This is a genomic window from Flavobacterium piscis, assembly GCF_031457575.1.
GTDB classification, from domain to species: Bacteria; Bacteroidota; Bacteroidia; order Flavobacteriales; family Flavobacteriaceae; genus Flavobacterium; species Flavobacterium piscis_A.
Window position 1 is genome coordinate 284730 of the sequence record NZ_JAVDWQ010000004.1, and the last position, 18929, is coordinate 303658.

13 protein-coding genes are annotated in these 18929 nt (G+C 32.9%); 4 read left to right on the plus strand and 9 right to left on the minus strand.

Annotation, left to right across the window (positions count from 1 at the left end; translation table 11 throughout):
• Nucleotides 1-87: 87 nt before the first annotated feature.
• Nucleotides 88-2874, minus strand: a complete 2787-nt coding sequence (locus tag J2W48_RS08350; RefSeq protein WP_310280274.1) for a TonB-dependent receptor — start codon at nucleotides 2872-2874, stop codon at nucleotides 88-90.
• Nucleotides 2875-3107: 233 nt separating this feature from the next.
• Here J2W48_RS08350 and J2W48_RS08355 point away from each other — a divergent pair, with 233 nt between their 5' ends.
• From J2W48_RS08355 to J2W48_RS08365, 3 genes are all read left to right on the plus strand, one after another.
• A complete protein-coding gene (locus J2W48_RS08355; protein ID WP_007811237.1) occupies nucleotides 3108-3791 on the plus strand; it encodes a response regulator transcription factor in 684 nt (227 codons plus the stop codon).
• Between the two features lie 217 nt (nucleotides 3792-4008).
• Nucleotides 4009-5094, plus strand: coding sequence for a sensor histidine kinase (locus J2W48_RS08360; protein ID WP_310280277.1), 1086 nt, complete (start codon nucleotides 4009-4011; stop codon nucleotides 5092-5094).
• A gap of 161 nt (nucleotides 5095-5255) precedes the next feature.
• Entirely contained in the window at nucleotides 5256-6554 is a 1299-nt protein-coding gene (locus J2W48_RS08365) for a porin (protein ID WP_310280278.1), read from the plus strand.
• Between the two features lie 2 nt (nucleotides 6555-6556).
• On the opposite strand, the gene J2W48_RS08370 is transcribed toward J2W48_RS08365, so the two are convergent.
• The 3 genes from J2W48_RS08370 to J2W48_RS08380 all read right to left on the minus strand — a co-directional run bounded on the left by J2W48_RS08370 (nucleotide 6557) and on the right by J2W48_RS08380 (nucleotide 11761).
• Nucleotides 6557-7627, minus strand: a complete 1071-nt coding sequence (locus J2W48_RS08370) for a glycosyltransferase (RefSeq protein ID WP_310280280.1) — start codon at nucleotides 7625-7627, stop codon at nucleotides 6557-6559.
• Nucleotides 7628-7776: 149 nt separating this feature from the next.
• Nucleotides 7777-8265: a hypothetical protein gene (locus J2W48_RS08375; RefSeq protein ID WP_310280282.1), complete on the minus strand. Its 489-nt coding sequence runs from the start codon at nucleotides 8263-8265 to the stop codon at nucleotides 7777-7779.
• A gap of 64 nt (nucleotides 8266-8329) precedes the next feature.
• Nucleotides 8330-11761, minus strand: a complete 3432-nt coding sequence (locus tag J2W48_RS08380) for a hypothetical protein (RefSeq protein WP_310280284.1) — start codon at nucleotides 11759-11761, stop codon at nucleotides 8330-8332.
• A gap of 273 nt (nucleotides 11762-12034) precedes the next feature.
• Here J2W48_RS08380 and J2W48_RS08385 point away from each other — a divergent pair, with 273 nt between their 5' ends.
• Nucleotides 12035-14458 (plus strand): T9SS type A sorting domain-containing protein, encoded by a 2424-nt coding sequence (locus J2W48_RS08385; protein WP_310280286.1) that lies wholly within the window; start codon nucleotides 12035-12037, stop codon nucleotides 14456-14458.
• A 65-nt stretch (nucleotides 14459-14523) separates the two neighbouring features.
• Here J2W48_RS08385 and J2W48_RS08390 read toward each other — a convergent pair whose 3' ends face one another.
• The 5 genes from J2W48_RS08390 to J2W48_RS08410 all read right to left on the minus strand — a co-directional run bounded on the left by J2W48_RS08390 (nucleotide 14524) and on the right by J2W48_RS08410 (nucleotide 18876).
• Nucleotides 14524-16677, minus strand: coding sequence for a peptidase domain-containing ABC transporter (locus J2W48_RS08390; protein WP_310280288.1), 2154 nt, complete (start codon nucleotides 16675-16677; stop codon nucleotides 14524-14526).
• A 6-nt stretch (nucleotides 16678-16683) separates the two neighbouring features.
• On the minus strand, nucleotides 16684-17205 hold the full coding sequence (locus tag J2W48_RS08395) for a TlpA family protein disulfide reductase (protein ID WP_310280290.1): 522 nt from the start codon (nucleotides 17203-17205) through the stop codon (nucleotides 16684-16686).
• Nucleotides 17206-17370: 165 nt separating this feature from the next.
• Nucleotides 17371-18000 carry a hypothetical protein gene (locus J2W48_RS08400; RefSeq protein WP_310280292.1) on the minus strand — a complete coding sequence of 210 codons (630 nt, stop codon included), beginning with the start codon at nucleotides 17998-18000 and terminating at the stop codon, nucleotides 17371-17373.
• Nucleotides 18001-18179: 179 nt separating this feature from the next.
• Nucleotides 18180-18353, minus strand: coding sequence for a twin-arginine translocase TatA/TatE family subunit (tatA, locus tag J2W48_RS08405; RefSeq protein ID WP_310280294.1), 174 nt, complete (start codon nucleotides 18351-18353; stop codon nucleotides 18180-18182).
• A gap of 361 nt (nucleotides 18354-18714) precedes the next feature.
• Nucleotides 18715-18876: a hypothetical protein gene (locus tag J2W48_RS08410; RefSeq protein WP_310280296.1), complete on the minus strand. Its 162-nt coding sequence runs from the start codon at nucleotides 18874-18876 to the stop codon at nucleotides 18715-18717.
• Between the last annotated feature and the right edge of the window lie 53 nt (nucleotides 18877-18929).

The following is an 18929-nucleotide window of genomic DNA, read 5'->3' on the forward strand; positions in this document are numbered from 1 at the left end:
CAAAGTATTATATAACAATCAACTTGATGTAAATTCTATGTTATGCCTTTTAAGCAAAAAAAGAGCTTTACGCTCTTTTTTTGTAGATTAAAATGTATATCCAAGATTTACTGAGAAACCAACTCCTTTTTTATATTCACGAAGTACTAACGAATCTTCGGTAATGTTAAGAGTACTATTGTTACCTATTTCTTTCCTGTAATATGGATTAAGCAAATTTTCAGCTGTAAATTTCAATTCGATGTTTTTTGAAAGTGTGCTTGACCAGATAAAATCTAATTTGCTAAATGATTTTTCATACATATGGTCAATTCCTGAAGAACCTACTGCAAAAATTCTGTCCCCATAAACGTTGTAAACCAATGTCATAGTGTTTTTCCAATCGTTGTTTAAGGTGAAGTCGTATTTTAAATCTGAGTTAATCATCCAGTTTGAAGCACCCTGAAGTTTACGACTTTTACTGTTTTCTAATTCATTTCCTGGTTTTGTCAAATCAATTGTTACATCTGTATTCATTAATGAAGTATTAAAACCAAAGGTAAAGTCTGATAACGATTCGCTAATTCTGTTCAATGATAAAATCATTTCGATTTCTGCACCATAAATTACAGCTTGTTCAGAGTTTTTGAAAGTTGTAATCTGTCCACCGCTGCTTGCAGTAGGTATAAAAACTCTTTCAATAGGATTTTCAATCAACTTTCCGAAAGCTCCAATTGCGAATAATTCTTTGCTGTTAGGGAATAATTCATATTTAAAATCAGCATTATAATTGTTGCTGTTCAATAAGTCCGGATTTCCTGTTACAGAAGTTCCATCAGGATTTACGTAGGTAATCGGTAACAACTCCATGGCAACTGGTCTTGTTATTGTTTTGCTTAAAGAGCCACGAAGATTACTGTTTTCGTTTAGGGCATATTTAGTATTTAGCGATGGAAGGAAATCTAAATTATCGTCTGCTTTCTTGCGAAACGGGCTACCAAACGGATCTCCTTGTAATCTGTATTTAATTTCACGAGTAGAACTTTCAGCTCTAAGGCCAGCATTCAGATCCCATTTTTCTCCAAAAGTCAAAAATAAATTGAAGTATCCGGCATTAACAAACTGATTCAGTTTTACTTTGTAATCTCCATTAGATTCTTCCTGAACATAAAGAATTCCGTTGTTGATGTCATCATTGATTGGAGCACTAATTGTATTTAAGTCTGCTGTATAATTTTTTTCGATATTTCTTCTTCCTGAAAAGAAACGGTAAGTAGACTCCATATCATTTAGGTAATTGTTGTACCCAACAGATAAGTTGTTTTGTTTTTCCTTGTCTCCAAATTTCAAATTGTACTCTGCCAGAGCTGAGAAGTAGAAGTTTCCATTTATATCAAGATACTGACGGTTAAGATTGTTCCCCCCGTATGACATATTGATTTCGGTATCATTCACTTTCTGTCCTGTTATGAATTTTCTGTCCGGTTGTTGAAAGCCGGTTTTTACATAAGAACCTCCCGCTTTTATCGTCTGTTTTCCGTCTTCTGTCAATTTGTAATCTCCAAATAACTGAGTATTCCAATATCTCGATTCTTCAAATTGATTTGCTCTAATAAGATTGTTGGTTACGTTTGTCAAACTGTTGGTGTATCCTAACTGATCCTGAATCATACTTTCTGTAGCCTGAATGAACAAGGTTGTAAAGTTTAGGTTCAATCGGTTGGTTTTGTATTTTATACCTGCTAAACCGGAAAAAGTTGTTTGGTAAGAATATTGAGTATTGTAAAGATTGTTGTCATAGTTACCCTGACCTAAGTTAAAGGTTCTGTCAACACCTTCTCTAAAAAGATATTTGTTGTCAAAGTTAATAGACATGATGTAACTAATGTTTCTTTCTTTTTCAAGATCAAATTTCTGAGAATGCAAAAATCCGATACTTGAGTTCAAAGGACTCGCTGTTTGGTCAACATCCCAGTTTTTATCCCCATAAGCACTATTGTATTCGTCTGGAGATAATCTTTTTCCGTTAGGAACAGAACCAAATACACCTGGTCGTTCTCTATCGTCTCCATTTAATCCAAAAGCCCCTTTTGTAGTGTTAGCATCATCAGAAAGCAGGAATTTTTTAAGATTGTTGTTTGTAGTATAGCCAAAACCAACATTAAGTTTGGTAATGTTTTTTGGCTGTGCTGTTTCGATATTTACTGTTCCTCCGGCAAAATCACCTGAAATATTTGGATTGAATGTTTTGTAAATATTTAAGATGCCTACTATGTCCGTTGGAAATAAATTAAGAGGAATAATCTTTTTGAAAGGACTGTTTGAAGGTGTCTGTAAATCATTAACCAATAAATTGTTGTAACGATCCTCAAGACCTCTAATAAATAAACCCCTTCCGTCAACTTTAGTAATTCCCGTTACTTTAGTTAAACCACCTTCAACATCACTAACTCCTTTTCTGGACATTTCCTGAGCACCAATACTTTGTTTGATCACTACTGCATTTTTTTGATCCAATAAAAGAGCTGTTTCTTTTTCACGACTTGTTGTGTTTTTTACAACTACATCCTGAAGTGTGTAACCGCCGGATGAAAGTGCCTGATTAACCGTAACAGTCTCGTTTGCTTTAACAGTTACAGGTGTCTCTACAGATTCATAACCTACGAAACTAAAAATAACAGTATAACTTCCCGGATTTACTGTTACTGAATATTTTCCGTCAATATCAGTGTTGGCGCTAATATTAGTTCCTTTTACCAATATATTTGCAAAAGGTAAAACTTCATTATTCATTTCCTTGTCGGTTAAAACCCCAGAAATTGTACCTTTGTTTTGCGCTGTCGAAAGAGCACAAATAAATAACGTAATAATTAGAAATTTTAAATTGAATTTCATTCTGTGTTGTGTTTAATTTATTTTTGTGCAAAGAAATGCACGCAGTGTAAAGTTCATGTTAGGCACTTGTTATGTTTTTGTGTGTTGTAGATTATCAAATTGTTACGAGATTAAATTACCGTTAACAGCAATTTTTGACGGTTAATTTATTATTATATTTACCATCGCAATTAAAAACCATCAGATTTACGGAGTAAGGAAATTTGATGAGAAAACTCAATTTTTGCTATTTTATGAAAAAAACACAAACAAAGATTTTATTAGTTGACGATGAACCGGATATCTTAGAAATCGTTGGTTATAATCTTGCGCAGGAAGGCTACCAAATCGTAACGGCCTCAAATGGAAAAGACGCAATTGCAAAAGCTCAGAAAGAATTACCGGACCTTATAATTATGGATGTCATGATGGCGGAAATGGACGGAATGGAAGCTTGTGAGCACATCAGAAAAATTCCGGAATTAAATAACGTTATCATAACATTTTTAACAGCAAGAAGCGAAGATTATTCACAAGTTGCTGGTTTTGATGCCGGTGCAGATGATTATATTACCAAACCTATAAAACCAAAATTACTGGTCAGCAAAGTAAAGGCTTTGTTAAGAAGACTTAAAGAACAGGAAGTAGTGAGCGATACGTTAAATGTTGGCGGAATTGAAATCAATCGTGAAGAATATAAAATCATCAAGGATAATATCGAAATTTCCCTTCCAAGAAAAGAATTCGAATTGTTTTATCTATTGGCATCAAAACCCGGAAAAGTATTTAAAAGAGATGAAATCCTTGATAAAGTCTGGGGGAATGAAGTAGTAGTGGGCGGAAGAACTATTGATGTGCATATCCGAAAACTGCGTGAAAAAATAGGCGAGGATCTTTTTAAAACCATCAAAGGAGTTGGTTATAAATTCGAAGTTTAAGCATTAAAAAATGAACCATAGTGATATAAGTTCATTTAAATTATCGCATTTTTATTTTGTTATCTGAGTCAATCTTTTTCAAAGTTTAAAAATTTGAGAAAGATTGACTTTTTTAAATTCTCATCAAATATATAAATAAGCTTTACTTTTTTAAATGAACTTATATCACTTATATAGTAAAAAAAATTCCTTAATTGTTTATTATTTTTAAATCTCAATGAAAATTAATTTCAAGAAAACGTATAAGTTTGCTATAAAATCTGCGCTTTATATAAGTCTGTTTGCAACAGGGTTTGTGTTGTTGCTGATGAATATATTTTATAAAAATCAATTAAAATATCAAATTGGGTTTGGAATAGTTTTTATTATTTCAATTTATATTTTCTCTTTTTTGGTACTGCAATATCGTGTGGAGCGATTTATTTACAGAAGAGTAAAAAAAATCTACGATGAGGTTTCGTTACTGGAATCGACTACACTTATCAATCAGCCCATCACAACCGATATGGAAACGCTTTCGCGTGAAGTGAAAAAGTTTGCAACGGATAAAAAACTCGAAATTGAAATGCTTGAAATCAGGGAACAATACCGCAGGGAGTTTTTAGGCAATGTTTCTCACGAACTTAAAACACCATTATTTACCGTTCAGGGTTATGTTTCGACTTTACTTGATGGCGCAATGGATGATAAAACAATCCGTAAAAAATATTTAAAACGTGCAGAAAAAGGTGTAGAGCGATTGATTTATATAGTTGAAGATTTAGATATGATTACCAAACTGGAATCAGGTGATTTAGATTTGAATATTACCGAATTCAGTATTGTCGAATTAATTCAGAATGTTTTTGATTTGTTGGAGATGAAAGCCGACAAAAAGAAAATAAAATTGGCTTTTGAAAGTAAAAACATGCAATCTATAATCGTAAAAGGGGACCAGGACAGAATACAACAGGTTCTGGAAAATTTAATAGTAAATTCTATTAAATACGGAAAAGACGGTGGTACTACAGAGGTTGGTGTTGTTAATCTGACCAAGAAAAAAGTCCTGATCAGGATTAGTGATAATGGGGAAGGTGTTGAGAAACAAAATATTCCGAGACTTTTTGAACGTTTTTACCGGGTTGATAAAAGCGGAACCCGATCTGAAGGTGGTTCCGGTTTAGGATTGGCAATCGTAAAACACATTATCGAAGCACACAAAGAGAAAGTGTATGTTGAAAGTGAGTTCGGAATTGGTTCTGAATTCTCTTTTACACTTGAGAAAGCGCAAAAAATACAAAAGCCTGAAGTTAAAAAATTGTAAGTTGATTTGAGTGAAATGCCTTAAAACAGGGTGTTTTAACAATAAATCAACTTTGTAATATAAGCCATAACAATAAATTTTTATTATAGTAACATCCTGTTAATGATTTCTTAACATTGGTGATACATCTTTGCACCTTAAAATTTAGTGCATAAGAAACAATGATTAAAAGAAAAATAATTACAATTTTATTGCTGATTACCTGTGCGGCAAATGCACAAGATTTAAAAAAAGAAGATGTAAAAAACGAAGTAATCCGTCTTCTGGATTCCATAAATAAAGCGAAACTTGTTGAAACTAATGCCGGAGTTATTGATACGGAACATTGGTACGATAAAATTTCTTTAAGAGGATATGTTCAGGTCCGATATAATGGATTACTATCTACAAATGATAAAGTTTCGTGCGATCAGTGCGATAAATCCTGGGGAACGACTTCTACGGAACCGGATGCAAAAGCGAATAATGGTCTTTTTATCAGACGTGCCCGATTAGTGTTTTCGGGTCAGGTTCATCCCAGTGTATATTTTTATTTCCAACCTGATTTTGCAAGTTCCCCCGTATCCGGACTTCAGCATTTTGCACAAATTAGGGATGCCTATTTTGATGTTTCTTTTGATAAAAAGAAGGAATATCGTATTCGTATTGGTCAAAGTAAAGTTCCTTATGGTTTTGAAAATTTGCAATCAAGTCAAAATCGTTTAGTTTTAGATCGTAACGATGGATTAAATAGTGCAGTTGCTAATGAAAGAGATTTAGGAGTATTTTTTTACTGGGCACCTGAAGACGTTAGAGAGCGTTTTGCCATGTTGGTAAGAGACGGATATAAAGGTTCCGGTGATTATGGTGTCTTTGCTTTTGGAGCCTATAATGGGCAAACAGCAAATAAAACTGAGGGAAACAGAAATTTACATGTAGTAACAAGATTAACCTATCCGTTTGTAATAGGAAATCAAATTATTGAACCCGGAATTCAGGCCTTTACAGGAAAATGGGCTTTTACTAATGAAATTTCATCGGGAGTTACAGTCGAAAATAAGCAAAATACTACTGATCAAAGAGTTGGGGCGACATTTGTTTTGTATCCAAAACCTTTTGGTATTCAGGCTGAATATAATGTTGGAAAAGGCCCTCGTTACGACAAAGTCACAAATTCTATTGAAGTTACAGATCTTGAAGGAGGTTATGTAACCTTAAATTACAAATGGGATCTGCCAAAAAAACAATTATTGTATCCTTTTGCCAAATTTCAATATTATGACGGAGGAAAAAAATTCGAAAAAGATGCCAGAAGTTATGTAGTAAGGGATTACGAAATTGGGATAGAATGGCAGCCAATAAAAGCTTTTGAATTAGTTGCTGAATATGTAATTGCCGATAGGACTTTTGAAGACAGTGCACTGCCTGTTAATAGACAACAAGGAAATTTATTGCGATTACAGGCACAGTTTAACTTTTAATTCTATTTCTCAAAAACAGTAAATAAAGAATCCCAGTCTATATTATTATTAAATTGAGACAAACCTTTAAACGATTTTACTTTTGAAAGATCTTCAATCGTAAAGTCGTTTTGGGTTGCATACGGTACTAAATTTTCTTCCTGTAGTTTTATCGCCAGATATTCCTGCTCATATTGTCCGGGTGTTGGAATAAAAAAAGCCTTTTTGCCCAATTTTGCCAAATCCATAACAGTTGTATAACCAGATCGGCACAAAACCAAATCACTTTCGTTAAAAGTTTGTTCCAGCTGTTTCGTATTCATGAAATTGTAATAGGTTACATTTTTTATTTGTTGTTTGCTTTGCTCTTTTTCAACTAAACCTTTTATAAATACGACAGCACCTTGATAATGAACAATCTCTTGTTGCAGTTTTTCTTGCAATAAAGTTCGTTGAGGTTCAGGGCCTGATAATATAATCATTAAATCATATTGTTTTGGCGTTTCTTTTTGGCGCATTCTGCTCAAAGGGCCAATATATTTTAGATTTAATTTAGAATTGTTCAAATGCCCCAGTTCTCCTGTTAAGTTAGTTGTTTCATTGGTGTCAGGAACCCAGCATTCAGCGTATTTTTTTATAAAATATTGATGGCATTTACTGGTAAATTTGGTAGTATTTCCTGTCATCACATTTAACTGATGCGTGATAAATACAGAGGGCACTTTTTTACTAAAAACACCTAATCGGTTATCTGAGATAATTCCATCTATATCATATTTTTTTATCCAGGAATTCACCAGCTTTTTTTCATCTAAAATGGCAACAATCATTTTAGGCAGGTTTTTAATCAGTTTCCATTTGAAATTTTTTGCATTTTTTGCGTATTCAATATGATATGATGGTAATTCCAGTGTTTGTATGTACGGAAATTCTTTTCGCAATAAGTCTAAAGCAATACCATCAGAAGCAATGATTGGAATATAATTGTTTTCCTGTAAAGCTTTAATTATCGGAATACATCTGGTTGCATGCCCCAATCCCCAGTTTAAAGGAGTAATTAAAATAGTTTTATTCGCAGAATAATCGATGCTCATAGGTGGTGCTTTTCTTACGAAGATACTTAAATAGGGTTTTTAATCGATTTCAAAGATATTACGAAATGATTAAGTTATTACTTGGTTACTGTAAAAACCAAAGGCCAAACCGAAGTCTGACCTTTTAATTCTTATGACATATTGTAGCGTTAATCCTGAATATATGTTTTGTTACCGTTTGCATTAATATAGTATTTACCACCTCTTGGTCCGGTATATACTTTTTTGCCATTGTATTCTCCCGTAACTTTATCAGCTACTTTTGGCGCTTTTTCATTGGTTTCCTTTAGTTTTTTTTGAGTTGGTTTTTTTGCAGCAGTTGCATCTTTTTTTACGGCATTGGATTTTGCCACGGTTTTAGTTTCTGTTTTTTTTACGTCAGCTTTTACGCTTTCTGGTTTAGTTGTTTTTTTGGATTTTTCTGCTTCACTTTTTGCTTTTACAGACGCAGCTCTAGCTTTTTCTGCGGCTTTTTTAGATTTTGCAGCTTCATTTTTGGCATCTGCAGCAGCTTTATCAGCAGTTGCTTTCTTTTTAGCTGCTGCCTCTGTTTTGGCTTTGGTAGTTTTAGCAGTTTCCTGACCATAAAAAATATTGGAGAAAACAACCATCAAACAAAGTAATACTAATTTTTTCATAGGTTAAAGGATTAAAAGTTTAAATTAAAATTAAACAAATTATCCTAATGTTTTTCGTAATTGCCTAAAAATAAGCACGAAGCTGAATGTTCCCAGTATGAATCGTAACGCCTGTTTCACTTTTTCGTCCCTGATAATTCAGGTTGATGTCTAAAAACTGGGTTATGTTTTTTTGCAATAATAGTTTCCAGACTAAATTTTGTCCTGCCTGAAGCCCTTCCAACATCTGGAATCCTACTGATGAAAATTCATTTCCTTCAAATTCATTTTCATAAAAAGAAAACTCTCCGTTTACCGTCACTTTTTTATCTCCGGCATACGAAAATGAAGTTCCTAGCCGGCTTTGGGTCAGGGTTTCGAAATTACCGATCTGATTCTTTTTGTTTTGCAATTCGTAAAAGAAATCCAAACTCGTATTTTTTGAAAATAAATAACTGATTTTGGGTGCAATCTGATAGCCTTCAAGATTGTAATTCTTTTCTGTAAAATCCTCAGAAGCTAATGTAGATTTGATAGTTTTGGTAAAAAAATTGAACAACCAGCTTTTTTGGTACAAATGTGTGTATTGTAATTGATGTGAATTGTTTTTTACTTCTTGTGAACCAATTGAAAGTAAGTTTCTTCCTTTATTATTAAGATATGAATAGGTTGCAGAATGTTTCTGTTTACCCCGATTATAAAATAAACTGTTCCTGAAACTGGAATTTAATCCCAAAGTATTTTCCTCCGATGAACGAAACGGATTCAATTCGAAATTATCGCCCATACTTCTTACCTTCCGATCCATAATAAAGGATGTCTGATTATAAAAATAGGAAGCTGTCTTTTTGAAACCTTTTTCATTTTGCCATTGTAACGGGTTCAGGGTAACGGATTGTGAAAATTTATTCTGATTGGTTTTAATATAAACCTGATTAGGTAAAAAGATACGGATAAATTTTGCGAGATCCGGAAAAGGAGCAATTTCAAACTCTTCTATTTCCTGAATACCATTGCCATTATAATCATTCCAGGCATAAACTCCCTGACCGGCAGGAACTTCTACAAACGTGTATTCCTGTTGGGCAATAGTTCCTGAACTGGTTTCATAAGCAATACCTGTCTGGATAAATTGATTAAAAAAACGGTCATTGTATAGTATTCTCGAATTTAATGAAGGTTCACTTTTTTTAGCAGAGTCGGTAAAATCAAGATTCCGGTAACTCGCATAAACGGCTAAATCTGTTTTTTTATTCTGAATCAATTTTGATTTCAGGATGTACATCTGTGAATTGTTAACATGTTGTAGTAAGCCATTCTGTAAACTGTCATTTTTTCTTCTCAAATAACCTAATTCTACAAAAACTTTTGTACTGTCACCTCTGCCAATAAAAACACCATATTCTGAAAATCTTTGGCTCAGGGCCGAAAACTGATTGGTTGCTTTATCTTTTTCCTGATTATCCTCGATTTGAATATTACCGCCAACCCAGTTTTTGCCAAAATGATATTTAGTTTTAGTGAAGTTCCTGATGAATTTGGAGGTCGAAATGGTGGCATCGCTATTCAAAAAACTGCCTTTGTTTTCTATAGTCCAATTTTTGAATTTAAGGAAAGTGTTAGAGGTATGGCGATTTCCGGAATAGTTTTCAGTATAATCTAATTTTTCAAACTGATAGGTGAACAAACCAATATTGGAAGTTTTTTTATCCGAAAACAAATCGAAATTCAAACCGGTAACCAACATACTCTGATTGCCTAAAAGTATTTCGTTCAGATTCCAGTCCCGGTTAAATTCGATATTGTACAAACGTTCAATAGACTTGAAGTTTTCCTGAACGAATTGATAATTCGCATAACCATCTAATGTCCAGTTTCTGGTAAAAAGGCGTTTTTTTGTATTCAGTTTCAATGCGATTCCATTATTGTTGGAATCATCAATGTCCGAAAATAAGTTTTTATCATTATTGCTGACCCCAATTTCAAAATCGACCAGCGTTTTTTCATCCGGATTGTATTTACCTAGAAAAGTAGCCACCTGAATTTTCATTGGCGCCACCAATTGCACAATAGGTTCATAATTTCCTTGCGTAATTCCGTTTTCCGGTGAAACATATTCATAAATACGTTCAACAGAATTGGTATTTCTTATAATATAGTTTCCTGAATTGGCTCCAACAAGGCTAAAGCGTACGTTGTATAAAACATCTGTTGTATTGTTTGAATATTCATAAATTTCTATTGAATTTACAATAGTTTTTTTATACAGGATTTTGTTGTCAGCATACGTGTCTTCATAGGCTGACGGAGCTGTCATTAAAGCTGTGTCATCTCCGGCCTGGCTTAAAACCTGAACCTGTTCTGTAGAAAGATTCTGCTGGAGCGGTTGGTTTTTCATATCATTTTCAGAATATAAATAGCCGCCAAAACTCCAGTTTTTATTTTCATGAGTTGCACCTGCATACGTCACTAATCGATTATAGTTTCTGTCCGAATATTGATATTCAATGTTAATTCGCATTTCTGAAGTAATGGTAAAAAGCGATGTAAAAATAATTTCTCCTGCATTATAATCAATAACATAATCGTTGTTTTCGCCTCTTTTGAGCAAAACTCCATTAACATAAACACGTTCAGAGCCGGAAATAACCAAAACATACAATTCTCCATTTTGCCCTTTTAATTTATAAGGCCCCTGATTGCCTTCCTGCCCAATAAACGAACTTTTGGCGTATTGCCCTTTTACAAAAGCTACAGAGGCAAATACATTGGTTTTATTATCTTCTTTTCCAAAATCAAAACTGGCCGAAAGTCCCTGAACCTTCTTATTAAAATTTAAAAATTGTGTTTTACGGTTTTCCAAAAAAACATCTCCTGCGCGAATATTCCAGTCATCGCTGAACAATTCCATAAAAATATTATCAAACTGATCAAGTTTTTGCGAATAGCCACCATCCTGTAAAGGTATGTTGCTGTCCTGAAGGGATGCCCGAAGACTAATTTTATCTGATATTTTTCCTGTAATCTGAAGGTCCAGATTGGAGTTCAACACCGTATTTTGGTTGTTTCCAACCGTAACACCACGTGTAATACTTCCTGATGTGTTCAGTCCATCAAATGGAGTCACTTTTTTAATATTGGTATTTTCTATTCTGTATAACTTCTCAGAACCCACATCGTTGGTTACTACCTGGCTCGATTTATAAAGGCTGTATTCTTTGGTTAGAAAATCCGGGTATTTTAAATAATTTACAAGTAAGGTATCTGAATTTGAAGTGAATTTTTCATTTAGGAGTAAATATCCTTTCTGAAAATTAATTTTATAATGGGTTGAATCAATTGGTTCGTTTCTGGAATTTATTAATTCGAAAAAACCGGAATTTATACTGAAGTTTTCCAGATGAATCGTGTCTTTTGTTGCAATTACTTTTTTTGTTTTATAAGGCCAGTCCGTATCCTGGGCCAGAAGCCCGGAACAACCGATGAAAGCTATAAAAAATAGTAATTTTTTCAACATTAATACTTTAACTCTTAAAAGTCAAAAGTAGTATTTAATATCTGAAATATGCTTCTATAATTTTTTTAGCGATAGTTCTTTTCAGGCAGGCTAACTGGATTGTTTTTATGTTTTAATGATTGCGATTTTAAAAATGTTCTTTTTTATTTAAAAAATAAAAACGTATACTTGTAGTCTATTTAACCATAAGTTAAGATAGATATTTTTGATAGTCAATTGAGAATATTTTTTGATCTAAAATTTACTTAAACCATAATTTAAACTATTACTAAAATGAAGAAAAACTATTTTTTACTTTTTTTATTGCTTCTGGCTTCCTTGTCAGGGAAAGCACAAAACGTATGGAAGAATGTTCAGATAGGAGGCGGAGGTTTCGTAACTGGAATTATTACCAGTAAAAATGATGCAGATTTAAAATATGCAAGAACCGATGTTGGCGGTGCTTTCAGATGGGATGCTGTTAATAAAAAATGGATCTCTTTGCTGGATTGGCTAAGTGTAGATCAGGTGAGTTATTTTGGAGTTGAATCGCTGGCGATAGATCCACAAAATGATAACGTGGTCTATTTATTAGTTGGAACGGATTATTTTAATAGTGGGAAAACTGCTATTTTAAAATCTACGAATAAAGGGAATTCATTTACTGAAGTTGAAGTGACTTCGCAATTTAAAGCGCACGGCAATGGTATGGGGCGTTCAAATGGTGAACGTTTGGCTGTTGATCCAAATAATTCGAACATTCTTTATTGCGGAACCAGAAGAAATGGTATTTTTCAAAGTATTGATGCCGGTTTGACATGGAGTAAATTATCTGGTTTTCCTGTTACGACAACTTCAAATGATAATGGGGTATGTTTTGTTGTTTTGGATCCGGCTTCGGTTTCAGGAGGTAAAACACAGACTATTTATGCAGGAGTTTCACGCATAGGAGCCTCTAATTTATACAAAAGTGTAGATGGCGGAATTAGCTGGACTGCTGTTTCAGGGGCTACCACATCTTATATGCCACAGCGCGCTGTTTTAGATTCAAATCGGTCTTTATTGATTACTTATGCTGATTTTGAAGGACCCTGGAATCCAACTGCAGGACAAATATCAAAATTAAGCAGTACAGGAATTTTTACAAACATCACGCCGGCTGGTTTTACAACTCCTTTTGGCGGTATTGATGTAGATCCGACAAATCCGCTACGATTAATAGCCTCAACGATGAACACGTATTGGACACAACATACTACTTCCGGAGGAGCAGTTGCATATGGGGATCGTTTTTTTGTTAGTACAGACGGAGGAGCTAATTGGAGGGATTTAGTTGGCAATACCGGAATTTCTTTAGATACAAATGGCTGTACATGGATTTCTGGTCAGTCAATACACTGGGCAGGAGATTTTAAATTTAATCCTGCCAACACATCTCAGGCAAGTGTTATTTCAGGTAATGGAATTTTTACTTGTGATGATATTAATGCAGCTAAAACTACCTGGAAATTTGATGCGATTGGTCTTGAAGAAACGGTTCCTTTAGATTTAATAAGTATTCCATCTGGTCCGTTAATGAGTGTAATTGGTGACTTTGACGGATTTAAACATACAGATGTAACCGTTTTTGCCCCGCAACATGCTCCTACTATGGGTACTTCGACTTCTATTTCGTATGCTTCTGGAAACACAAACAAAATTGTGAGGCTAGGTAATTCTATGTATTATTCTGAAAATCAAGGTGCAACATGGACTAAAACTACAGCGGACTTAATGGGACAAAAAGGCAGAACAGCCTTGTCTTATGATGGCAATACCATTTTGCATTGCCCTTCCGGTTCAACAAGTATATATCGTTCTGTTGATAACGGAACTACATGGACAACCAGCAACGGTATAAGTGTTAGTAATGCAATTCCGGTTTCTGATCAGGTAACGAATAATAAGTTTTATGCTTATAATCAACCAACAGGATCGATGATGATTAGTACAGATGGAGGTATTAATTTTGTTTCTGCAGGTAATCCCGGTTCATGGGGTTCACAATTAATTAGAACTGTTCCCGGTAACGCTGGTCATATCTGGATTGCGATGAATAACGGCGGTTTAAAACGTTCAATTGATGGTGGTCAGACTTTTAGTGTTCCTTCAGCAAATGTTACAGTTGCGGGATCTGTAGGTATAGGAAAGGCTGCTCCGGGAAAAACGTATCCTACTATATATATTTGGGGAACAGTAAACGGAGTTACCGGTGCATTTCGTTCTATTGATGAAGGTGTTACATGGCTTCGTGTAAATGATGATGCGTATGAGTTCGGCGGGACAGGAAACGGTAATTTTGTAATTGGTGATATGAATACTTTTGGCAGGGTTTATATGAGTACCGTAGGAAGAGGAATTGTTTACACTGACAGCGATGCATCTCTTGGGATTTCTGATAATGAATTTAAAAATGATACTCAGATATTCTCTGTAAAAGCTTCTCCTAATCCAATGAAAGATTATGTGGTATTAGAATTGCCTGATGATACAAACGGAACATTGGTTAATATTCAGGTTTATGATTTATTAGGGAAACTGATAAAGCAAAATATGCATGCGGTTTCAAATAATGCGGTAACATTATTCTCTGATGATTTATCAAATCAACAAGGGGTATTATTGGTAAAAGTGACAACCAGTAATGGAAAATCAGGTTTTGTAAAAATTATAAAATAAAATTACCTTTTTAAATTATAAAAAAATAAAGGTTTCACTTTTTGGTGAGACCTTTGTTTTTTATACTATCCAATCTTCCAATAATCACTATAAAAATTGGATGTTTTCATTAAATCTTGATGACTCCCAGAATGCGTTATGGTTTTATTATCTAAAACATAAATAGTGTCAGCAACATTTTTAAGCATATTTAAGCGATGTGAAATAAAAAATATAGCACAATTTGTTTTTATCTTCTGAAATAACTCCATTGTAAAGTTTTCCGTATTTCTGTCCATTGCTGCAGTAGCTTCGTCAAGAATTAAGAACTGTGGTTTTTTGTAAAGTACTCTCGCTAAAGCAATAATCTGCTTTTGCCCGCCGGATAAATTAATTCCTTCTTCACCTAAAATTGTCGCTAGTCCTTGTGGGAATTGGTTAAAGTAAACATCAAAACCATAATTTTTAATAAACTCTATTAAGTTTTCGGGTGTTTCTGTAGCTCCAAGTAGAATGTTGTCGACAACATTACCATTAAAAATGATTATTTCCTGCGGAATAACACCAATCAGATTTCTATAGTTTTCCAGTTCTACTTCCGAAAGTTGGTGCTTGTTGTTTATAATGATATTTCCGTTTTCAAAATTATAAAATCGCTGTAAAATTTGTCCTAATGTACTTTTACCACTACCGCTTTCGCCAACAATCGCAATAAATTTTCCCTTCGTGATTTCTATATTAACATTATGGAACAATTCACTTCTTCCTGCAAAACGAAATGAAAGATTTTGAATAGATATTTGTTCAATGCCTGAAATTTTGAACCCTTCATTTTTCTCTTTTTCGATTGATGAGAATTCATACATTCGATTAAAAGCAATTTTGGCTTCGTTGATTGGAATGGCAACCAATGCCAGATTTGCAATCGATGGTAAAAGTGAACCGACAATTCCTAAAATTGCGATCAACTCCCCGGTTTTTATTTCTTTATCAAATACTTGTATAGAAGTATAAATCAAAATACCTACTAAAAAGAAAACGCTTGCCAAACCTGATTGCCAGGAAAGAGTAATGTTTATTTTTCCGAGATTGAATATTTTTTCCTGAAAATTAGCAAAAATCAGATTATTGGTTTTGCCGAAAATTGCTTGTTTGTTATCGTTTTTTATAGTCGAAATCCCCTGAATGGTATTGATGTAATTACTTTCGTTAAAAGCATAACTCTGCATCACTTCTTTTTGTGCATTGATTATTTTTTTATTGCTTCTGTAGATGATGTAAAAATAAACAGGCAAACTCAACAAAGAAATTAATCCTAACTTCCAGGAATAGCTAAACAGAAATCCCAGCGAAATAATAGAAATCAAAACGTCTATTACCAAAGAACTCGTTAATGTTTTTATAACGCTCTGCACACGTTGTGTATCGTTTAATCGGGCGACTAATTCCCCAATTTTCCTGGTATCAAAAAATGGTTTTGGCAAATGCAAAAGAGAACCGAAAAACTGATTGTTGATTCGGTTGTTAAAATCTTTAGACTGCTGTAATAAAAAGAATTCTCTTAAAATAGCTAATCCAACTCTTGCTAATAATAAAATGGTCAACAAACCAATACCTGAAATTAATTTCTTGATATTGTGGGATGGTAAAATATCATCAATTAGTTTTTGGGAGAACAGTGACATTGCCATTCCTAAACCAGCAACAAAAACACCTAATAAAATGCTAATCCATAAAAGTTTATAATCTTCTTTCAGGATTTCTAAAAACCATTTTCTTTGGGCGTTTTTCTCTGTTTCTTCTTTAATAAAAGTTTCATTTGGTTCAAGAGTAAGGCAGGTTTTTGAAACCCAAATTTTTTCTAATTCACTTATGGATAAATAAAATACACCTTTTCCCGGATCGCCAATTAGGAAACCTTTTATTTCGTCATACCCATAGCAAACTATATAATGATTGAGTTGATTTTCGATTAAAACATGTAAAAGTACGGGTTGTTTGTGGTCTATAAGTGCTTGAATATCGGCTTCGCAACCCTCAGCAGTAAACCCTGATTTGTTTGCAGCCTGATACACACCTAACATAGTAGTGCCTTGTTTGTTTGTGCCGCTTAGCTCACGAATTTTTTCAATAGTATTATTGCCTTGATAAAGTTTTATGATGCTCATTAAACAAGCAACGCCACAATCTGATTGGTCTAGTTGCAGCGTATGTGTTTTTTCGATATGCTTTAAGTTCATTTTGGTTTATTCTGAAGTCAATTTTTTTAGAAGAATTTCGGTTTTGGTTTGTCCTTTTATTTTTTCTATTAGTTTTTGATTTTTATCATATAAAACTAAACAAGGCAAAGATTTAACATCAAATGTAGTAGAGAAAGTAACTTTGTTATCATATAAAAAATGAATGTTATCATAAGAAATAAGTTGGTGTTTTATGGCGAATTTTTTGATAAGTTCAGGTTGTTCAAACGAAATAAAAATGAGTTGAATGTTTTGGAATTTTGCTGCATTTTCTTGTATCATTTCAGCTTCTTCATTACAATATTCACATTCACTGTTAAAGTAAATGAAAAGAGTCGGTGTGTCTTTTTTTAAATTTTGATTACTAAATAAATCACCTTTAATATCTTTATAGAAGAATTCTGGAATGCTTTTTATGTTTTGGGCAACCTTGTTTTTATGATTTATTTTCGAAATTATCTGGTAACCCAAAAAACAAATAAAACATGTAAATATGATCGGAAGAACTATTTTTAAAAATCTCTTCATTTTTTTTCTTCTTTATATAGCATTACAACCAAGATCATCGCTCCTATTGGCAGTACTCCTAAGATTAAAGAAGATAGACTTTCATTATAAAAAGCATACCCAATGATGTGTGCAATAATCACTATGAAGTAAGCTATTAGTAGTATTTTTTTAAGTTGTATCATTTTAAGAATAATTAAGCATAAAAAACATTATCGTTACTACCCAAAGTAATAAGGCAGGCACATAACTGTAAGCAATAATTTTTAAACCATTGTCTGTATTAGTATTTGCTAGTTTCCCAATTTGATATGCTAAATAAATAATGTAAGCCAATTCAAATAAGTTTAAAGTTTGAAAAGGATAAATAAACCAGGTTTCCAAATCTTTATAACCCACTATATTTAATGCAGATAATGGATAGAAATTTTGAATATCTTCTAAATTATAATTGGGTTGGAAAAAATAAAACCAAATAATTTTAAAAACAGGAACGAGTAAAAAGATAAATTCTGCTTTTAGGACAATATTCCAAAGGTTGTTAAACTTTAAATCCTTATTAAAGAAAAACAAACCAATATAGAGTATAGTAGCAATTATGGTAGTTTTGATTAACAGAAAAATAGGAATGAACACATATCCAACCCATTGCCATTTTTTTTGAAGGCCTAGAAAAATTTTTATTTGTTGAGAGGTAAGTTGTTCGGATAGCGAATTATAAAGTAAATCGTCAAAATGTATTGCTTTTTTAAAAATTTCAGTAATTACAATTGAGACAATAGAGAGTACTAACCATTTTACCAATGGAGATTTCATAAACATAAATTGAAGAGTTGAAAAGCAGTAACTAATAAAGTTGCTGTTTTTTAATTGTGAAGTAGTCGATTTAAAAATAAATCAATTCCAAGTAAATAACTTTTATACCTAACTGTGAGATAATACAGTTGGGTTATGAAAATCAAAAAAGTATTGATTTCTGCACAGAATTTTTTGCATTATTTACCTTCATTTTTTTTATCTATTTTTTCTGAATTATCTTCTTTTGCATTTTTAAATTCTTTTAAACCATTACCTAATCCTTTCATTAACTCTGGAATTTTTTTTCCTCCGAAAAGCAATAAAAGAATAAAAAGTAATAAAAGAATTTCAGTTGTTCCTAATCTTCCCATATTTAATTTTTTTTAATTGACGACCTTAAACTTCAAGTTTAAGATCATCAATATTAGTAATAATAAAGACATTATTTTTTATCTCTGTAAGTCTTATATTTATAGCCTAAGGCAATTATTATTATAAGTAATACTATTGTTATTGATCCTCTGCTCATATTTTTTTAGTTTAATTTTAAATTTTCGGTTAATTATAATAGTGCCGATCTTTATTAAGGTTGTTGATGTATGTAATCCTAATTATTATTTAAAACAATATTATATATTAGTGTCTAATGATTTAAAAGAAAAATATTTTTAGACCTCTAACAATAAATAGTTAATTTATTGTTAGAGGCTCTAAAGGTTCAACAGGTACTTCTTAATTCAATAAAAAACATGAAGCAGTTACCATACCGCCAACAATCGGTCCCAGAGGTCCTGCAACAATTCCTGCGGCCAGACCAGCTAAACCACATCCCCAATGTCTACTAGTTAATCCACCTTGTAAATTCTCCATTTGAGTTAATTCTAATTTTTTCATAAATGTAATAATTAAATTGTTAATAATTTGTAATTCAAATGTATGTTTTTGTA

What these genes read in the sequence shown, in the direction of transcription:
- J2W48_RS08365 (WP_310280278.1), top strand. Translation starts at nt 5,256, where the DNA reads ATGATTAAAAGAAAAATAATTACAATTTTATTGCTGATTACCTGTGCG.
- J2W48_RS08395 (WP_310280290.1), bottom strand. Translation starts at nt 17,205, where the DNA reads ATGAAGAGATTTTTAAAAATAGTTCTTCCGATCATATTTACATGTTTT.
- J2W48_RS08385 (WP_310280286.1), top strand. Translation starts at nt 12,035, where the DNA reads ATGAAGAAAAACTATTTTTTACTTTTTTTATTGCTTCTGGCTTCCTTG.
- J2W48_RS08410 (WP_310280296.1), bottom strand. Translation starts at nt 18,876, where the DNA reads ATGAAAAAATTAGAATTAACTCAAATGGAGAATTTACAAGGTGGATTA.
- J2W48_RS08400 (WP_310280292.1), bottom strand. Translation starts at nt 18,000, where the DNA reads ATGAAATCTCCATTGGTAAAATGGTTAGTACTCTCTATTGTCTCAATT.
- J2W48_RS08390 (WP_310280288.1), bottom strand. Translation starts at nt 16,677, where the DNA reads ATGAACTTAAAGCATATCGAAAAAACACATACGCTGCAACTAGACCAA.
- J2W48_RS08375 (WP_310280282.1), bottom strand. Translation starts at nt 8,265, where the DNA reads ATGAAAAAATTAGTATTACTTTGTTTGATGGTTGTTTTCTCCAATATT.
- J2W48_RS08350 (WP_310280274.1), bottom strand. Translation starts at nt 2,874, where the DNA reads ATGAAATTCAATTTAAAATTTCTAATTATTACGTTATTTATTTGTGCT.
- tatA (WP_310280294.1), bottom strand. Translation starts at nt 18,353, where the DNA reads ATGGGAAGATTAGGAACAACTGAAATTCTTTTATTACTTTTTATTCTT.
- J2W48_RS08355 (WP_007811237.1), top strand. Translation starts at nt 3,108, where the DNA reads ATGAAAAAAACACAAACAAAGATTTTATTAGTTGACGATGAACCGGAT.
- J2W48_RS08360 (WP_310280277.1), top strand. Translation starts at nt 4,009, where the DNA reads ATGAAAATTAATTTCAAGAAAACGTATAAGTTTGCTATAAAATCTGCG.
- J2W48_RS08380 (WP_310280284.1), bottom strand. Translation starts at nt 11,761, where the DNA reads ATGTTGAAAAAATTACTATTTTTTATAGCTTTCATCGGTTGTTCCGGG.
- J2W48_RS08370 (WP_310280280.1), bottom strand. Translation starts at nt 7,627, where the DNA reads ATGAGCATCGATTATTCTGCGAATAAAACTATTTTAATTACTCCTTTA.